Annotated in this window: 14 protein-coding genes; 6 read left to right on the plus strand and 8 right to left on the minus strand. The window is 64.7% G+C overall.

Annotated features, from left to right (window positions below; translation table 11 throughout):
• Nucleotides 1–94: 94 nt before the first annotated feature.
• Together RSW2DRAFT_RS05340 and mfd are read left to right on the plus strand one after the other, a co-directional pair.
• Nucleotides 95–619: a hypothetical protein gene (locus tag RSW2DRAFT_RS05340; protein WP_008028809.1), complete on the plus strand. Its 525-nt coding sequence runs from the start codon at nt 95–97 to the stop codon at nt 617–619.
• Nucleotides 619–4,062 (plus strand): transcription-repair coupling factor, encoded by a 3,444-nt coding sequence (gene mfd / locus RSW2DRAFT_RS05345; protein WP_008028810.1) that lies wholly within the window; start codon nt 619–621, stop codon nt 4,060–4,062. Before RSW2DRAFT_RS05340 ends, mfd begins: the two co-directional genes overlap by 1 nt.
• A gap of 33 nt (nt 4,063–4,095) precedes the next feature.
• Here mfd and RSW2DRAFT_RS05350 read toward each other — a convergent pair whose 3' ends face one another.
• Entirely contained in the window at nt 4,096–5,289 is a 1,194-nt protein-coding gene (locus RSW2DRAFT_RS05350; RefSeq protein ID WP_008028812.1) for a multidrug effflux MFS transporter, read from the minus strand.
• On the minus strand, nt 5,286–5,918 hold the full coding sequence (locus tag RSW2DRAFT_RS05355; RefSeq protein WP_008028814.1) for a DsbA family oxidoreductase: 633 nt from the start codon (nt 5,916–5,918) through the stop codon (nt 5,286–5,288). Before RSW2DRAFT_RS05355 ends, RSW2DRAFT_RS05350 begins: the two co-directional genes overlap by 4 nt.
• A gap of 91 nt (nt 5,919–6,009) precedes the next feature.
• On the opposite strand from RSW2DRAFT_RS05355, the gene RSW2DRAFT_RS05360 reads away from it, so the two are divergent.
• Nucleotides 6,010–6,633, plus strand: a complete 624-nt coding sequence (locus tag RSW2DRAFT_RS05360) for a helix-turn-helix domain-containing protein (protein ID WP_008028816.1) — start codon at nt 6,010–6,012, stop codon at nt 6,631–6,633.
• Nucleotides 6,634–6,636: 3 nt separating this feature from the next.
• On the opposite strand, the gene RSW2DRAFT_RS05365 is transcribed toward RSW2DRAFT_RS05360, so the two are convergent.
• The 3 genes from RSW2DRAFT_RS05365 to RSW2DRAFT_RS05375 form a co-directional block, all read right to left on the minus strand.
• Nucleotides 6,637–7,347, minus strand: a complete 711-nt coding sequence (locus RSW2DRAFT_RS05365; protein ID WP_008028818.1) for a hypothetical protein — start codon at nt 7,345–7,347, stop codon at nt 6,637–6,639.
• A 20-nt stretch (nt 7,348–7,367) separates the two neighbouring features.
• Nucleotides 7,368–8,054 carry a hypothetical protein gene (locus RSW2DRAFT_RS05370; RefSeq protein WP_008028821.1) on the minus strand — a complete coding sequence of 229 codons (687 nt, stop codon included), beginning with the start codon at nt 8,052–8,054 and terminating at the stop codon, nt 7,368–7,370.
• Nucleotides 8,055–8,338: 284 nt separating this feature from the next.
• Nucleotides 8,339–10,153 carry an extracellular solute-binding protein gene (locus RSW2DRAFT_RS05375; RefSeq protein ID WP_008028825.1) on the minus strand — a complete coding sequence of 605 codons (1,815 nt, stop codon included), beginning with the start codon at nt 10,151–10,153 and terminating at the stop codon, nt 8,339–8,341.
• A gap of 328 nt (nt 10,154–10,481) precedes the next feature.
• Here RSW2DRAFT_RS05375 and RSW2DRAFT_RS05380 point away from each other — a divergent pair, with 328 nt between their 5' ends.
• Nucleotides 10,482–11,255 (plus strand): 3-hydroxybutyrate dehydrogenase, encoded by a 774-nt coding sequence (locus RSW2DRAFT_RS05380; RefSeq protein WP_008028827.1) that lies wholly within the window; start codon nt 10,482–10,484, stop codon nt 11,253–11,255.
• A gap of 82 nt (nt 11,256–11,337) precedes the next feature.
• Here RSW2DRAFT_RS05380 and RSW2DRAFT_RS05385 read toward each other — a convergent pair whose 3' ends face one another.
• From RSW2DRAFT_RS05385 to RSW2DRAFT_RS05395, 3 genes are all read right to left on the minus strand, one after another.
• Complete coding sequence (locus RSW2DRAFT_RS05385) at nt 11,338–12,048, minus strand: DUF502 domain-containing protein (protein ID WP_008028830.1); 711 nt, start codon at nt 12,046–12,048, stop codon at nt 11,338–11,340.
• A gap of 67 nt (nt 12,049–12,115) precedes the next feature.
• On the minus strand, nt 12,116–13,039 hold the full coding sequence (locus RSW2DRAFT_RS05390; protein WP_008028832.1) for a pseudouridine-5'-phosphate glycosidase: 924 nt from the start codon (nt 13,037–13,039) through the stop codon (nt 12,116–12,118).
• Nucleotides 13,036–13,929, minus strand: a complete 894-nt coding sequence (locus RSW2DRAFT_RS05395) for a PfkB family carbohydrate kinase (protein ID WP_040671681.1) — start codon at nt 13,927–13,929, stop codon at nt 13,036–13,038. The genes RSW2DRAFT_RS05390 and RSW2DRAFT_RS05395 overlap by 4 nt, the downstream gene beginning before the upstream one ends.
• A 309-nt stretch (nt 13,930–14,238) precedes the next feature.
• On the opposite strand from RSW2DRAFT_RS05395, the gene rpsB reads away from it, so the two are divergent.
• Both rpsB and tsf read left to right on the plus strand, forming a co-directional pair.
• Nucleotides 14,239–14,997 (plus strand): 30S ribosomal protein S2, encoded by a 759-nt coding sequence (gene rpsB / locus RSW2DRAFT_RS05400; RefSeq protein ID WP_008028834.1) that lies wholly within the window; start codon nt 14,239–14,241, stop codon nt 14,995–14,997.
• A gap of 75 nt (nt 14,998–15,072) precedes the next feature.
• Nucleotides 15,073–15,981 (plus strand): translation elongation factor Ts, encoded by a 909-nt coding sequence (gene tsf, locus RSW2DRAFT_RS05405; protein WP_008028835.1) that lies wholly within the window; start codon nt 15,073–15,075, stop codon nt 15,979–15,981.
• Nucleotides 15,982–16,209 lie beyond the last annotated feature (228 nt).

Raw genomic sequence — 16,209 nt, forward strand, 5'->3', positions numbered from 1 at the left:
GCCTGCCATGGAAAAGCGCGCATCTCAAGGGTAGGAATGCCGCAACGGCACCCGCCACCCGCGACGGGGCCTGATTTTTTGCAAGGGAAGCACGTTGCACTGGTATCAAACCATCTTCGAATTCATCGACATGCGGTCGTTCTCGAACCTGTGGTTCTGGATTGCCCTGGCGGTGATGTGGTCGATGGCCAGCCATTATGTGCTGGGCGTGCCGTTCGACATGCTGCAACGGGCGCGCAAACACGGTGGTCAGGCGCAGGTCGATCTGGAGATGATGGTGCAGATCAACGTGGCGCGGCTTTTGCATATCGCGCAGGTGTCGGGGCTGTGGATCGCCGGCATCGTCGGGTTCATGCTCAGCATGCTGGTCGGGTTGGGGTTCATTTACGGCATCGAGTTTGCCCAGGCGGTGTTCTGCCTTGCCGCCCCGATGACCCTGGTCGGACTGATCAGCCTGCGCACCGCCCGCATCATCGCGACCACCGAGTGTAACGGCGAAACGCTGGACCGCCGCTTGAACTGGCACCGCAAGACGGTGCAGGCGGTGGGGATGCTGTCGCTGCTGGCCACCTCGATGTGGGGCATGTGGCAGAACATGCAGATCGGGGCGCTGGGATAGTGGCTGCGGCGGACCGCATCACTCTTGGCGGCGCGCCCAAGGGCTATGACGCGCGGCTGCTGGCGCGCGAACTGGCGCGCGGGGTGCCGGTGATCCATGTGGCCCGCGATGACAAGCGCATGGCGCTGATGCGGGCGGCGCTGGCGGTGATGGCCCCCGAGGCGGTGGTGCTGGACCTGCCGGCCTGGGATTGCCTGCCCTATGACCGCGTCTCGCCCAACCCCGAGATTTGCGCCCGCCGCATGGCGACGCTTGCCGCTTTGGCGCAGGGGGTTGCCGGGCCGTTCGTGCTGCTGACCACGGTCAGCGCCGCCACCCAGCGGCTGCCCACCCGGGCGGTGCTGGCGGCATCGTCCTTCTCGGCCCGGGTCGGTGACCGGGTGGACGAAGGGGCGTTGCGCGGGTTCCTGTCGCGCATGGGGTTTTCGCTGGTGACCACGGTGACGGAACCGGGTGACTATGCGCTGCGCGGTGGCATCATCGACATCTATCCGCCGGGGCCGGGCGGGCCGGTGCGGCTGGATTTCTTTGGCGACGTGCTGGATGGCGCGCGCCGCTTCGACCCCGCCACCCAGCGCACCATCCAGAAGCTGAGCCATGTCGATCTGGCGCCGGTGTCCGAGGTCATTCTGGACGAGGCGGCGATCACCCGGTTCCGTCAGGCCTATCGCATCGAGTTTGGTGCCGCCGGGGTGGACGATCCGCTGTATGAGGCGGTCAGTGCCGGGCGCAAGCATCAGGGCATGGAGCATTGGCTGCCGCTGTTCCATGCGCGGCTGGAGACGCTGTTCGACTATCTGCCGCAGGCATCGGTGATGCTGGACGATGCGGTGACCGCCGTGCGGCTCAGCCGTTGGGACGGCATCGCCGACCAGTATGATGCAAGGCGCGAGGCGTTGACGGCCAAGGGCCGGATGGACACGGTTTACAAACCGGCGGCACCGGCCTTGCTGTATCTGGACGATGCCGATTGGGAAGCGGCGCTGGCGCCGCACCGCGTGGTGCAACTGTCGCCCTTGCCGCAATCGCCGGGGCCGGGGGTGCTGGACGCGGGTGGGCGGGCCGGGCGCAGTTTCTCGGCGGAACGCCAACTGGAATCCGTAAGCCTTTTCGGTGCCTTGGCCGCGCATATTAAAGCGTTGCGTGAAGAGCGGCAGGTGGTGATCGCCTCCTGGTCCGAAGGTGCGCGCGAACGCTTGCAGGGGCTGCTGGAAGATCAGGGTCTGCGCGGTGCGGCGCATCTGAAGGATATGCGCGACCTGCCGGAGGGGCGTGGCGGGCTTTTCCTGGTGGTCTGGGCGCTGGAGCAGGGCTTTACCGCGCCGGGCCTTGCGGTGATCTCGGAACAGGATGTGCTGGGTGACCGGCTGATCTCGAAACCCCGCAAGCGCCGCAAGGCCGAGAATTTTCTGGCAGAGGTCAACAGCCTTTCCCCCGGCGATCTGGTGGTGCATGTCGAACATGGGGTCGGCCGTTTCCGCGGGCTGGAAACCATCATGGCGCTGGGGGCGCCGCATGAATGCCTGGCGCTGGAATATGCTGAAAACGCTAGGCTTTACCTGCCGGTCGAGAATATCGAACTGCTGTCGCGCTATGGTCACGAGGAAGGCTTGCTGGACCGTCTGGGCGGCGGCGCCTGGCAGGCCAAGAAGGCCAAGCTCAAGGACCGCATCCGCGAAATCGCCGAACGGCTGATGCGGATCGCCGCCGAACGCCACCTGCGCCACGCCCCGATTCTGGAAGCACCGCACGCGATGTGGGAGGCCTTCGCCGCGCGTTTTCCCTATCAGGAAACCGACGACCAATTGGCGGCGATTGCCGATGTGGTGGCGGATCTGGAGGCGGGCAGCCCGATGGACCGGCTCATCGTCGGCGATGTCGGCTTTGGCAAGACCGAAGTGGCGATGCGGGCGGCCTTTGTCGCCGCTTTGGCCGGGATGCAGGTGGCGGTGGTCTGCCCGACCACGCTGCTGGCCCGCCAACACTACCGCAGCTTTCACGACCGATTTCGCGGTTTTCCCATTGAAATCCGACCCTTATCGCGCTTTGTTACAGCAAAGGATGCGGCGGCCACGCGGGCAGGGCTTGCCGATGGCACGGTGGATATCTGCATCGGCACCCATGCGCTGCTGGCCAAGGCCATCCGTTTCAAGAGCCTCGGCTTGTTAGTCATTGACGAAGAACAACATTTCGGCGTGACGCACAAGGAACGGCTGAAGGAAATGCGCGCCGAAGTGCATGTGCTGACCCTGACCGCCACGCCTATACCGCGCACCCTGCAACTCAGCTTAACCGGGGTGCGCGATCTGTCGATCATCGCCACCCCGCCGGTGGACCGGCTGGCGATCCGCACCTATGTGTCTGAATTTGATGGTATTACCGTACGCGAGGCCCTGCTGCGCGAGCGCTTCCGCGGCGGCCAGTCGTTCTATGTGGTGCCGCGCATCTCTGACCTGCCGGAGATCGAGGCCTTCCTGCGCGATCATGTGCCCGAGGTGACCCACGTCATCGCCCATGGCCAACTGGCCGCGCATGATCTGGACGAACGGATGAACGCCTTTTACGACGGCAAATATGACGTGCTGCTGGCGACCTCGATCGTCGAATCCGGCCTCGATATTCCCGCCGCCAACACCATGATCGTGCATCGCGCCGACATGTTCGGCTTGGGCCAGCTTTACCAGATCCGTGGCCGGGTGGGCCGCGCCAAGACCCGCGCCTATTGCTATCTGACCACCAAACCGCGCAGCCCGCTGACGCCGCAGGCCACCAAGCGGTTGCATTTGCTGGGAAGTCTGGACAGCCTTGGCGCTGGCTTCAACCTGGCCAGTCACGATCTTGACCTGCGCGGCGCGGGCAACCTGCTGGGCGAGGAGCAGTCGGGGCATATCCAGGAGGTCGGCTACGAGCTTTACCAGGCGATGCTGGAAGAGACGATTTCCAAGATCAAATCCGGCGAGTTGCAGGGGCTGAGCCGGATGGACGACCAATGGGCGCCGCAGATCAATCTGGGCGTGCCGGTGCTGATCCCCGAGGCGTTCGTGCCCGATCTGGACATCCGTCTGGGCCTCTATCGGCGGCTTTCGGCGCTATCGACCAAGGTGGAGCTGGAGGGCTTTGCCGCCGAGTTGATCGACCGTTTCGGGGCGCTGCCGAAAGAGGTGAACACCCTGCTGCTGGTGGTGCGGATCAAGTCGATGTGCAAGCGGGCCGGGATTTCACGGCTGGATGCCGGGCCGAAAGGCGCCACCGTGCAGTTTCACAACGACAAGTTCGCCAATCCGGCCGGGCTGGTGGATTTCATCCGGGCGCAGACCGGGGCGCGGATCAAGGACAACAAGATCGTGCTGGCCGCCGATTGGAAAACCGAGGCAGAGCGGATCAAGGGCGCCTTCGGCATCGCCCGTGATCTGGCGGAAAAAGTGGTGCGGCCCAACGGCTGAAATATCGCCCTACTAATGGGTTCTGAGGCAAAGCTAATGTGGCATCCGCCGCATCAGCAGCCAGCCCAACCCGGCAAAAACCGCCACCCCGGCTTGCAGCGGCACCGCGGTGCCATCGAACGCCAGCCCCACCGGCACCGCAATCGCGACCGAGGCCACCGTGGCAATCGCCCCGGAGACCGAGGCGGCCATCCCGGCAATATGCCCCACCGGCTCCAGTGCCAGCGCATTGAGGTTGCCGATGGTCAGGCCGGTCATGAAGAACACCCCGCAAGTCCATAGAAGATAAGCCGGAAAGTCCAAAGTGGCTGGCCACATACCGGCCCAGGTGAGCAGCGCCATGGCGGTGGACGCCAGCATCTGCACCGCCAGCGTCACCGTCACCATGTGCCGCATCCCCAGCCGCACCACCAGCCGGGCGTTCAGCAGGCTGGCCGACCCCGCCGCCAGCGCGATGCCGGCAAACCAGTAGGGAAAGGTCGCGGCCATGCCGTAATGCTGATCGAACACCTGCTGGGTCGAGGACAGCGTGCCGAACAGGGCGGCAAAGCACAGGGTCTGCACCGCGATGGCCAGCACGATCACCCGGTGGCTGAGCACCTCGCGCAGGGCTGCCAGCAGCGGGGTGAAATGCAGCGGGCGGCGCAGCGGCGGCGGCAGGGTTTCGGCCTGACGCAGATGCAGCCACAGGATCGACACGGCGGAAAACAGCACGAAGGCCAGAAAGATCGCCCGCCAGCCGAAGCCTGCGATGATGGCCATGCCAAGCGCCGGGGCGACGGCGGGCACCAGCGTGAAGAACATGGTGGCGATCGAGACCACCCGCGCCATCTCGCGCCCGCGATAGAGGTCGCGCACCAGCGCCAGCGACACGATGCGCGGGGCGGCGGCACCCAGGCCCTGCACCATGCGGGCCAGCAGCATGGTTTCCAGCGTCGGCGCCACCCAGGCGGCCAAAGCGGCCAGAGAATAGAGCGCCGCGCCTGCAAGAATCACTGGCTTGCGCCCGAACGTGTCGGACAAGGGGCCGACAAACAGCGTGCCAAGCCCCATGCCCAGCACGAAGCTGGTCAGGATCAGTTGGGCTGCATTGGGGGCATCGGGGGTCAGTTCGGCGGCAATCTCGGGCAGGGCGGGCAGCATGGCGTCGATGGAAAACGCCACGGTGGCGAACAGCATCGCCAGCATGGCGATGAATTCGGCTTGGGACAGGCGTTGCGTGCTCATGCCTGCGCTGCCAGATCGTCGATGATCCGGCCCCAAAGCTCGGTCGGCTGGGCACCCGACAGCACATGTTGGCCGGCGATCAGATAGGTCGGCACGGCGTTGACGCCCTTCTTTCGGGCGTCGATGTCGCGGGCGATCAGATCGTCGCGGTCGGCGTCCGAGGCCAGCAGGCGGGCGGTCAGCCCCTCGTCCATTCCCACCGATCCGGCGATGCGGGCGAGCGTTGCGGCGTCACCGATATCCAGCCCCTCGCGGAAAAAGCCACGGAACAGCGCCGAAACCGCCGCCGATTGCTTGCCCTCCAGCCCCGCCCAATGGATCAGCCGGTGCGCGTCCAGCGTGTTGGGCATCCGCTTCATCGCGGCAAAGTCGATCACCAGCCCGGCCTCGGCCGCCGCCGCCTCGACCCGGGCATAGACCTGCACCGCCGCCAGCTTGCCGCCGAACTTCGCCTCCAGATACTCGGCGCGGTCCACGCCTTCCTTCGGCATGCCGGGGTTGAGCTGGAACGGATGCCAGGCCACGGCGAAGGGATGCGTCGGGTGCGCCTCCAACGCGCGGTCCAGCAGCGCCTTGCCGATGTAGCACCAGGGGCAGACCGGATCGGAAAAGATATCAAGGCGGATCATCGGCACTCTCGCAGCGTGGAAAAGTCTGGCACAGCTAACGCCGCCGCAGCAGCGTTGCAAGCGCGGCCCGCCTGCCGTAATGCACAGGGCCATGAGCAAACCCGACCCCAGCCGCATCATCCGCATCGCCCGCGAGGACGGCGCCGCCGCCGTGGTCGAGCCGCTGAACCTTGGCGCCCGGGTGCGCGAGTTGCGCAAAGGTCGCGGCTGGACGCTGGAACAGGCGGCGGTGAAGGCGGGGTTGGCGCGATCGACCCTGTCGAAGATCGAGAATGGCCAGATGTCACCGACCTATGAGGCGGTGAAGAAACTGGCCGAGGGGTTGGCGATCACCGTGCCGCAACTTTTCACCCCGCCATCGAAGGCGCAGGTCAACGGCCGGTTGGGGGTGACCAAGGCCGGGCAGGGCCAGCCGCAGGCCACCGCCACCTATGAACACGAATTGCTGGCCACCACCCTGCGCGCCAAGCAGATGCTGCCCTACCGCACCACCATCCGCGCCCGCGACGCCGCCGAATTCGACGGCTGGGTGCGGCACGACGGCGAGGAGTTTCTGTATGTGCTGACCGGGGTGATCCGGCTTTACACCGAATTCTACGAGCCGGTGGAGCTGAAGCGCGGCGACAGCGCCTATTACGACGCCTCGATGGGGCATAACGTGATCAGCCTGTCGCAGGAGGATGCGACGATCCTGTGGGTGACGGCGCTGCTGTAGGCGTCAGTCGGAAAACGCGGCGGGCACCGCCGGGGTCTGGCGGGCAAAGCCGGTAATGCCGTTCTTGCCGGCCTGGCCGTAGGCGTCGTCGCCGGTGGCGGTGATCACACTGAAGCCCAGATCGGGGAAATACAGTTGGCGGCGCTGCAGGAAGGTCTCGCCCTGTGCCGCCATCGTCACCTCGACCGGGATCATCCGGTAATCGCATTTCGAGATGCTGACACTTTGTTCGGCCAGAAAGCTGTAAACCGCATCGACCTTGTATTTCTCGGTTTCCTGCGGCCCGGTCGAGGGGCTTTGAAAATCATGGGTGATGCGCACGGCGCTTGCAAAGATGCTGCCCGGCTGCGGCTGGGGGAAGGCAGAGTTGGCGTATTTGAAGCGGTCAAGCTGTTCGGTGCCCTCGTGGCCGCCGACGATGAAATCGGTGCCGGTCGAGGGGGGCGAGAAATAGGTGCGAAAATCTGAAAGCAGATACAGGCCCATGCGGGTGACCAATACCGAGGTGAAGCCGGTATCGCCCGGAGTCCAGACGTGCTGGATCTCGACCTTCTTGCCGCTGGCGCTTTCCTTCACCTGATAGACCCGGCCATCCTCGGTGCTGACCTGAATACCGGCCGCCAGATCGGCGTGGGTCAGGCAGGGTTCGGTGGCAGCAAGCGCAGGGACGCCAAAAACCAGACACAGGGCCAGGGATACTTTCGGATAGGGCATGTCAGCCTCGCACGAAATGGTCATTGGGACAGGCGGTAAACACCGGTAACATCATTGCGGTCCGCCGGGCCGTAACTGTCGGGGCCGGAAGCGGTGATCACACTGAACCCCAGGTCGGGAAAATACAACTGGCGGCGCTTGATCAGGCGGTCGGACTTGCCGGAGTATTCGACCTCGATCCCCACCGCCCGGTAGGCGCAGCCTGCAACCGTCACGACCTGATCATCGACGCCGGAATAGACGGCGGTGGCCGTGCTGTCGGTGCTTTCGCTGATGGCGCCGGTTGCGTCGGTGGTTTCGTGACGGATGCTGACCGGTGCCAGCCAACTGACCCCCGTTGCCAGATCGGGGAAGTTGCTGCCGACATAGCGGAACTGGTCGCGCTGAACCACGCCCTGCATGTTGCGGGTCAGCCGGAACTTGCGGTTACGGTGCCGATCGGAAAAGCTGCGGGTGTCGGACACAAGATACCGGCCATTGCGGTATTGCATCACCGAAGCGGCGGTAACGCGACCGGTTTTCCAGGAATAGCGCACAGTCACCGACTGACCGTTCGCCGCCGCTGTCACCTCGTGGGTGCGGCCATCCTTGGTGGTCACCGCGATCCCATTGACCAGATCGGCACGGGTCAGGCAGCCTTCTGCCGCCTGCGCCACCGAGGTACCCATGAAGATCACCACCACCAGGGTCTTTACGAACAACGACATTCACTGGCCTTCCGCCAAATGCGCACCAACAGATCGAACCGACACAAGACTGCACACAGGCAGAATGGACGGACCGCACCATGTGCAGCCGTCCTCACCAAACGGTGTTGATCGGAAACCGCCGCCGACCCTAGGCACCTCGCGGCGGTCTGGCCCATCAGAACCAGCCAGACACCCGGTCCGCTCCGGCCGTGATGTCCTGTCCGACCCCGCCAATGGTGTTGAACCCTGCCAGAATGGCCAGCATGGCCATCATCATCAGTTTCTTGGTCATCGTCTCTGCCTCAGTCCTCATACCACCAGACTTCTGGCTGGAATCCCAACCAGTCCCCATAAATCGGCAGGCGCGCGGGGAATCGCAGGTGTTTGCTGTGCGCCAGCCTTGAAACCGCAGAATACCATATCGGCACGACATATCTACCCGTTGTCAGCACCCGATCAAGCGCCTGTGTGGCGGCGACAAAATCCTCGGGCGCGGTCGAGGTCAGCATGGTCTGGATCATCGCCTCGGCGGCGGGCGAGTTGATGCCGGGCCAGTTGCGGGTGCCCGGTTCGGTCACCCCAGCCGAGCCCCAATACAGCATCTGCTCGTTGCCGGGCGACAGCGACAGAGAGCGGATATAATGTGTCATGTCAAAGTCATAGGCGTTGGTGCGTTCCTTGTATTGGGCGCTATCGACCGTGGTCACCCGCGCGTCGATGCCCAGCCGTTTCAGCGATTCCACATAGATGTTGGCGACCGAGATCAGCTCGTCGGCCCCCTGCACCAGCAGGATCTCGAAGGCGAAAGCCTGACCTGCGGCATTTTTCAGCACGCCGTCCTGCACCGTCCAGCCCGCTTCCTCCAGCAGGGCGGTGGCGGTGCGGATGCCCTTGCGGTTGGCCTCCGACCCATCCGACACCGGCAAGCTGTACCCCTCCAGCGCGCCGGGCAGCAGATCGGCGGCAAACGGCGTCAGCAGCTCCTTGACCTTGCCGACCGCGGGCAGACCGGGGGGCATGCCAAGCACGGAATTGGAGAAATACGAGGTGATGCGCGGCTCGGTGCCGCCGGTGATGGTGGTGTTGATCAGTTCGAAATTGAACGCCTGGATCAGCGCCTCGCGCACCCGCCAGTCAGCGAAAATCGGGCGGCGGGTGTTGAAGGCAAAGCCCTCGATCCCCGAAGGCCGGCCATGCGGGATCTGCGAGCGCACGATATCGCCCGAGGCCACGGCGGGAAAATCGTAATTCGTCAGCCACTTGGCGGCATTGCCTTCGCGCCAGGTGCTGATCTCGCCGGCCTTGAACGCCTCGAACACCACGCCGCTGTCACCGAAATAGTCATAGCGCACGGTCGCGAAATTGTGCTGGCCGCGGTTGAAGGCCAGATCGCGGCCCCACCAGTTCGGGTTCTTCTTGAAGGTGATGAAGCGACCCGGCTCGAAGCTATCGACCACATAGGGGCCGGAACCGATCGGCGCTTCCAGGGTCGAGGCGGTGAAGTCCTTACCCTCCCACTGCGCCCGTTGCAGAATGGGGCGCAGCCCCAGGATCAGCGGCAGTTCGCGGTCTTCGGTGTTGAAGGTGAACTTCACCGACCGCGGCCCGGTTACTTCGGATTTGGCGATCTTTTTCCAGGCCCCGGCATAGCGCGGGCTGCCTTCGGTGCCCAGTTTCTCGAACGACCAGATCACGTCTTCCACCGTGACCGGACTGCCATCCGAGAATCGGGCGCCCTCGCGCAGGGTGAATTCCACCCAAGAGCGGGCGTCGTCGGTATCCACCGATTCGGCCAGCAGACCGTACAGCGTGAAGGGTTCGTCGTAGGACCGGCCCATCAGCGTCTCGACCGTCAGCAGCCCGACACCCGCCGGGGCCGAGCCTTTGACGATATAGGGGTTCAGCGAGTCAAAGCCGCCGGACTCGCCGAAAACGATCGCCCCGCCCTTGGGCGCCTCGGGGTTGGCATAGGGCAAAGACACAAAATCGGGTGGAAGGGCGGGCTCGCCATACATAGCTATGCCATGACGCGGCTCGGCACCCGCGGGCAGCGCCACGGCCCCCAGCAGCACGGCTGCAGTGATGCCTTTGAGTTTTGCGAAAAATTCTGATTTCATTCTGGCAACAATCTCCCGGCGGCCTGCATTTGCTGGCGCAACCGTAAAGCGCCGCCGGGGCCATTTCAAACTTTTTACTTCCCCCCCGGCAGCTTAGCGCGTATAAGATACCTACTGCTCGATAGGTTTCTTGCCTGTATGAAACCTGCCTCAATAACTTAACGCCAGCCTTGTGCTGGCGTTTTTTTTGGCCCTGTCCCCTGCAATCGTTAAGGTTTCGCGCGCCGATCGGTCGGCTGCCACCGGGCATAGAATCACGCCGATCCCGGCTCGATTCCGCCGCCGATATCGGCTATCGCTGCAGGCGCAGCAGGGACGGGAGACAGGCATGACGCTCAGGGGCAAAACCGCAATCATCACCGGGTCGAACTCGGGCATCGGGCTGGGGATCGCGCAGGAACTGGCGCGCGCCGGGGCCGATGTGGTGATCAACTCCTTCACCGACCGGCCCGAGGATCATGCGCTGGCCGCCAGCATTGCCGCCGCGCATGGGGTGAAAGCCCGCTACATCGCCGCCGACATGGCCGATGGCGGGGCCTGCCGTGGGCTGGTGGAACGTGCGGGTAGCTGCGACATTCTGGTGAACAATGCGGGCATCCAGTTCGTCGCCCCGATCGACGAGTTTCCCACCGACAAGTGGAACGCCATTCTGGCGATCAACCTTTCCTCGGCCTTCCACACCACCGCCGCGGCCCTGCCGGGCATGCGGGCGCGCGGCTGGGGCCGGGTGGTCAACATCGCCTCGGCGCATGGCCTGACCGCCAGCCCCTACAAATCCGCCTATATCGCCGCCAAGCACGGGCTGGTCGGGCTGTCCAAGACCACCGCGCTGGAAACCGCGGGGCAAGGCATCACCTGCAACGCGGTCTGCCCGGGCTATGTGCTGACCCCGCTGGTCGAGGCGCAGATCCCCGACCAGATGAAGGCGCATGGCATGGACCGCGAGACCGTGGTGCGCGAGGTGATGCTGTCGCGGCAACCGTCGCGGCAATTTGCCACAACCGAACAGCTCGGTGGAACTGTCGTTTTTTTGTGCAGTCCGCATGCCGACCAGATCACCGGCACCACCATCTCGGTCGATGGCGGCTGGACGGCGCTTTAAAGCGTCACACGAAGAACGCCCGCCAAGGCCTTTCATCTGTTCTCAAATATCCCCGCCGGAGGCTCCTTCGGCGGGGCCGGGATCAGGCGGCGGTCAGCACGGGCTGCGACGGGTCTTTCGGATTGGGATAGACCAGCCCGGCCGAGATGATCAGCTTGGCCGCATCTTCCAGCGACATGTCCAGCATGATCACCCTGTCGGCCGGCACATAGACCAGAAAGCCCGAGGTCGGGTTGGGCGTGGTGGCCACGAACACCGTCAGCACATCACCATCGACAGGGATCTTCTGCGCCAGTTCGTCACGCGCCTTGGTGGCGACAAAGCCGATGGCCCAGATACCCTGGCGCGGAAACTCGACCAGACAGGCCTTGTCGAAGTTGGTCTCGGACTGCGCGAAAACCGTTTCCGCGATTTGTTTCAAGCCGTTGTAGATCGATCTTACCACGGGCATCCGGTCCACCAGCCCCTCGGCCCAGCCAATCAGCGACCGCCCGATCAGGCCCTTGGCGATCCAGCCGACCACGGCGGTGAACACCAGAAACACCACCACGCCAACGCCGCGCACCGGGAATTCGTAGTCCGGCCCGAAGAACCGCCGCATCAGCGCATCGGGTTGATAGGGACCGGGCACCAGCGGCAGGATCCAGCTGTCGATCATGCCGATCACGGTCCAGATCAGATAGATGGTCAGCCCGACCGGCAGCACCACCACCAGTCCGGTCAGAAAGCTGGCGCGCAGGCCGCCCAGCAGGCCGCGGCGCTTGTGGGCAAGGGGGGGCGGAAGGTCGGTCATCACTATTCCTTTTTCATCAGCGCAATGTAAGGCCGCAGCACCTGCGAAACAATGGCCAAAGCCCGGGTCAGGCCGCGCGCTGACGGGCGATTTCGATGGCGATGGCAGCACCAAGGCGGGCGTTGTTCAGCACCAGGTCGATGTTGGAGGCCAGCGAGCGCCCCTCGGTCAGCTCGAATATCCGTTGCAGCAGGAAGGGTGTCACCGCTTTGGCGGCGATGCCCTGCGCCGCCGCCTCGTCCAGCGCCTGTTCGATGGCGGGCGAGATTTCGGCAAGCTGGATCTCGGCGGCCTCGGGGATCGGGTTGGCCACCAGTTGGCCACCCGCCAGCCCCAGCCGGGCGCGCATCAGATGGGCGCTCGCAATTTCGGCCGCGGAGTTCATCCGCAAGGGTGCCGCCAGCCCCGAGGCGCGCGACCAGAAGGCGGGGAAATCGTCCTGACCGTAAGCGATCACCGGCACGCCCTGGGTTTCCAGATACTCCAGGGTTTTCGGCAGATCGAGGATCGCCTTGGCGCCGGCGGCCACCACGGTGACGGCGGTGCGCGCCAGTTCGGTCAGGTCGGCGGAAATGTCGAAACTGGTTTCCGCCCCGCGATGCACGCCGCCGATGCCGCCGGTGGCAAACACCGCAATCCCGGCCAGGTTAGCGCAGATCATGGTGGCGGCAACCGTGGTGGCCCCCATCCGGCCCGAAGTCAGGCACACTGCCAGATCGGCGCGCGACAGTTTCATCACCTCGGGTGCCTGGCCCAGCCGGTCCAGATCGGCATCCGACAGCCCGATATGGATCATGCCGCCCAGCACCGCGATGGTGGCGGGCACAGCGCCCGCGGCCCGCACCGCCGCCTCGACTGCGCGGGCGGTCTGCACGTTTTGCGGATAAGGCATGCCGTGGCTGATGATGGTGGATTCCAGCGCCACCACCGGCGCGCCGCTGGACAGGGCATCGTAAACCTCGGGGGCAAAGCGCAGGGGCAGGGCGGTCATGGAATCTCTCCTGATATATAGTCGGCGGCGGCTCGCAGGGCGGCATCGAGTGCGGCCCTCGCGTCGGCGCCGTGGCGTTCGGCAACGATATGGGCGGCCATGAAGGTGTCGCCCGCACCGGTAAAACGGCGGACGCGCACGGCGGGCGGGGTGGCGGAAATCACACCCTGACCGCGTGCACCCATCGCACAGGGACGCGGACCATCTGTCACCAGCGCCCTTGCGGCGCCCTGCGCCAGCAGGCCTTCGACCGCCGCCTCTGCGCCGTCAAAGACCCTGCCGCACAGGATGCCCGCCTCTTGCAGATTGACATAGAGCGTGGCGCCGGGATGCGCCAGCAAGGGCACCAGCCGGTCGGCCTTGCCGGGGCTGGCCGGGGCCACCCGCAGATCGGCTGCGGCAAACAGCGGCGAGCCTGCCATGTCGGCCAGCATCATTGCCGTCAGATTGCCATCGACCGCAATCATCCCCGCCCAGGGCCGCGCCGCGCTGCCCAACCGGCCATCGGCCAAAGGCGCCAATATCCGCGCCCCCGCCGCCTCGAGCGCGCGGGCATCGGCAACGGCGGCAACCATGCCCTCGGCCCCCTCGATCGCCAGATAGCGGTCGGTCGGCAGATCATCGCTGCGGTGGATGAAATCGGTGATCAACCCCATGCCGGTGCAGGCGGTCAGCAACTCCTGCCCCTCGGCGTCGCGACCGATGGCCGACAGCAGGGCAGGGCGCAGACCAAAGCGGCGCAGCGTCATCGCGATGTTCATCGCCACCCCACCGGGCAATCGGCTGATCCGCCCCGGCACATCGGCCCCGAACGGCATGGCCACCGGCGCGCGACCGATGATGTCCCACAGCACGGCACCGATGCACAGGATGTCCGGGGTTGGTGTCATTCCGCCTTGTCGCGCAAACCCCAAGCCTTCGCAAGTGGCCCGGACCGACGCTTCGCGGGGGGTATTTGACCAGGAAAAAGGGTCTTGAGGTTTCATCTTCGCAAAAATATCCTCGCCGAAGGCCAGAAGTTGCTGCCGCATCGGTCCGCACCGCCGCAAGGGCTTGCAATCGCGCCGGAGCCGGGCTAGAGGCACCCCACTTCACAGGCAGGGCTTGGGCATTGCGGGGAGAAATCCCGCAGCGTCCGCCGGTTGGACCATTCGGTCTGAGACAGCTTTGCCGAGGATCGAAACCGGAAAGGATAAGACATGGCTCTTCCTGAGTTCACCATGCGTCAGCTGCTGGAAGCTGGCGTTCACTACGGCCACCAGACCGCACGCTGGAACCCGAAGATGGGCGAATACATCTACGGCGACCGCAACGGCATCCACATTCTTGACCTGACGCAGACCGTTCCGCTGCTGGACCAGGCGCTGAAAGTGGTGCGCGACACCGTGGCCAAGGGCGGCCGCATCCTGTTCGTCGGCACCAAGCGTCAGGCGCAAAAGCCGATCTCGGAAGCTGCCGAGCGTTGCGCGCAATTCTACATGAACCACCGCTGGCTGGGCGGCACGCTCACCAACTGGAAAACCGTGTCGCAGTCGATCAACCGGCTGAAACAGGTGGACGAGCTGATGGCGCATGGCGCCGACGGCCTGACCAAGAAGGAACGCCTGAACATCGAGCGTGAGCAGACCAAGCTGCAAGCCAGCCTGGGCGGCATCCGCGAAATGGGTGGCGTGCCCGACCTGATCTTCATCATCGATGTGGGCAAGGAAGACCTGGCCATTCTGGAAGCGCAGAAGCTGGGCATCCCGGTGATTGCGGTGGTCGATACCAACTGCTCGCCCAAGGGCGTCGATTACATCATCCCCGGCAACGATGACGCCGCCCGCGCCATCGCGCTTTACTGCGACCTGATCTCGCGTGCCGCCCTTGACGGCATGACCGCCCAGATGGGTGCCGCCGGCATCGACCTTGGCGCGCTGGATCAGGCGCCGGAAGAAGACGCCGTCGTCGAGGCCTGAGCCTCGACGTCCGACCATTTGCCCGGCGGGGGGAAGCCTCGCCGGGATTTTCCATTGAACCACAGGAGAGCCGCTATGGCGATCACCGCACAGATGGTGAAGGAACTGCGCGAATCCACCGGCGCAGGCATGATGGACGCGAAGAAGGCGCTGGTTGAAACCGACGGCAACATGGAAGCCGCGGTGGACTGGCTGCGCACCAAGGGTCTGGCCAAGGCCGCCAAGAAGGCCGACCGCGTGGCCGCCGAAGGTCTGGTGGGCGTGGCTGTGACCGATGGCCGCGGCGTTGCCGTCGAGATCAACTCGGAAACCGACTTCCTGGCCAAGAGCCCGGATTTTCAGGCGCTGGTGCGCGAAGTGACCAAGGTCGCGTTGCAGACCGGCGAGTCGGTCGAGGTGCTGCGCGCCGCCGATCTGAACGGTGAAACCGTCGAGGCGGTGATCAACGGCGCCATCGCCCGCATCGGCGAGAACATGACGCTGCGCCGCTTGCACGTTCTGGAAGGCGATACCGTGGTGTCCTATGTCCACAATGCCGCCACCGAAGGCATGGGCAAGATCGGTGTGCTGGTGGCGCTGAAAGGCCCGGCCGACAAGGCCGCGGTCATCGGCAAGCAATTCGCCATGCACATCGCCGCCACCGCCCCGATGGCGCTTTCCGAAGCGCATCTGGACCCGATGATCGTGGCGCGCGAACTGACCGTGCAGACCCAGAAGGCGCTGGAAGAAAACGCATCTTCGGCCAAGCCGAAGCCCGATGCGGTGATCCAGAACAACATCATTCCGGGGCGGATGAAGCGGTTCTTCTCGGAAAACACCCTGCTGGGCCAGCAGTTCGTGATCAACCCCGATGTCACCGTCGAACAGGCGGCCAAGGAAGCGGGCGTCGAGATCACCGGCTTTGCCCGCGTCATGGTCGGCGAAGGCATCGAGAAGGAAAAGGAAGATTTCGCCGCCGAGGTCGCAAAGACTCTGGCCGGCTGATCGCTGCGGCCCGGCTACGGTCGGGCCTGATTGAATACGGGCCTGATTGAAGATGGGCCTGCCTGAAAACGCAAACGGTGCAACCCTGGGGAGGTTGCACCGTTTTTTTTTTTGCCGGGTTTCTGGGGAAGCAACCGCGGCGCAGGCTTTCGTCACGGAAACGGTGAAAAACCACCGCTCCGATTCCGCGACTTCAGGCCAAAGCCCTCGCGCGGAACTTGTGCAACC

Source organism: Rhodobacter ferrooxidans (assembly GCF_000176015.1).
Lineage (GTDB): Bacteria > Pseudomonadota > Alphaproteobacteria > Rhodobacterales > Rhodobacteraceae > Pseudorhodobacter_B > Pseudorhodobacter_B ferrooxidans.

Bases quoted from the DNA above. Each gene is read 5' to 3' on its own strand.
- RSW2DRAFT_RS05370 (WP_008028821.1), bottom strand. From the start codon at position 8,054: ATGTCGTTGTTCGTAAAGACCCTGGTGGTGGTGATCTTCATGGGTACC.
- RSW2DRAFT_RS05385 (WP_008028830.1), bottom strand. From the start codon at position 12,048: ATGACCGACCTTCCGCCCCCCCTTGCCCACAAGCGCCGCGGCCTGCTG.
- RSW2DRAFT_RS05390 (WP_008028832.1), bottom strand. From the start codon at position 13,039: ATGACCGCCCTGCCCCTGCGCTTTGCCCCCGAGGTTTACGATGCCCTG.
- RSW2DRAFT_RS05360 (WP_008028816.1), top strand. From the start codon at position 6,010: ATGAGCAAACCCGACCCCAGCCGCATCATCCGCATCGCCCGCGAGGAC.
- RSW2DRAFT_RS05365 (WP_008028818.1), bottom strand. From the start codon at position 7,347: ATGCCCTATCCGAAAGTATCCCTGGCCCTGTGTCTGGTTTTTGGCGTC.
- RSW2DRAFT_RS05395 (WP_040671681.1), bottom strand. From the start codon at position 13,929: ATGACACCAACCCCGGACATCCTGTGCATCGGTGCCGTGCTGTGGGAC.
- rpsB (WP_008028834.1), top strand. From the start codon at position 14,239: ATGGCTCTTCCTGAGTTCACCATGCGTCAGCTGCTGGAAGCTGGCGTT.
- RSW2DRAFT_RS05350 (WP_008028812.1), bottom strand. From the start codon at position 5,289: ATGAGCACGCAACGCCTGTCCCAAGCCGAATTCATCGCCATGCTGGCG.
- RSW2DRAFT_RS05375 (WP_008028825.1), bottom strand. From the start codon at position 10,153: ATGAAATCAGAATTTTTCGCAAAACTCAAAGGCATCACTGCAGCCGTG.
- RSW2DRAFT_RS05355 (WP_008028814.1), bottom strand. From the start codon at position 5,918: ATGATCCGCCTTGATATCTTTTCCGATCCGGTCTGCCCCTGGTGCTAC.
- RSW2DRAFT_RS05380 (WP_008028827.1), top strand. From the start codon at position 10,482: ATGACGCTCAGGGGCAAAACCGCAATCATCACCGGGTCGAACTCGGGC.
- tsf (WP_008028835.1), top strand. From the start codon at position 15,073: ATGGCGATCACCGCACAGATGGTGAAGGAACTGCGCGAATCCACCGGC.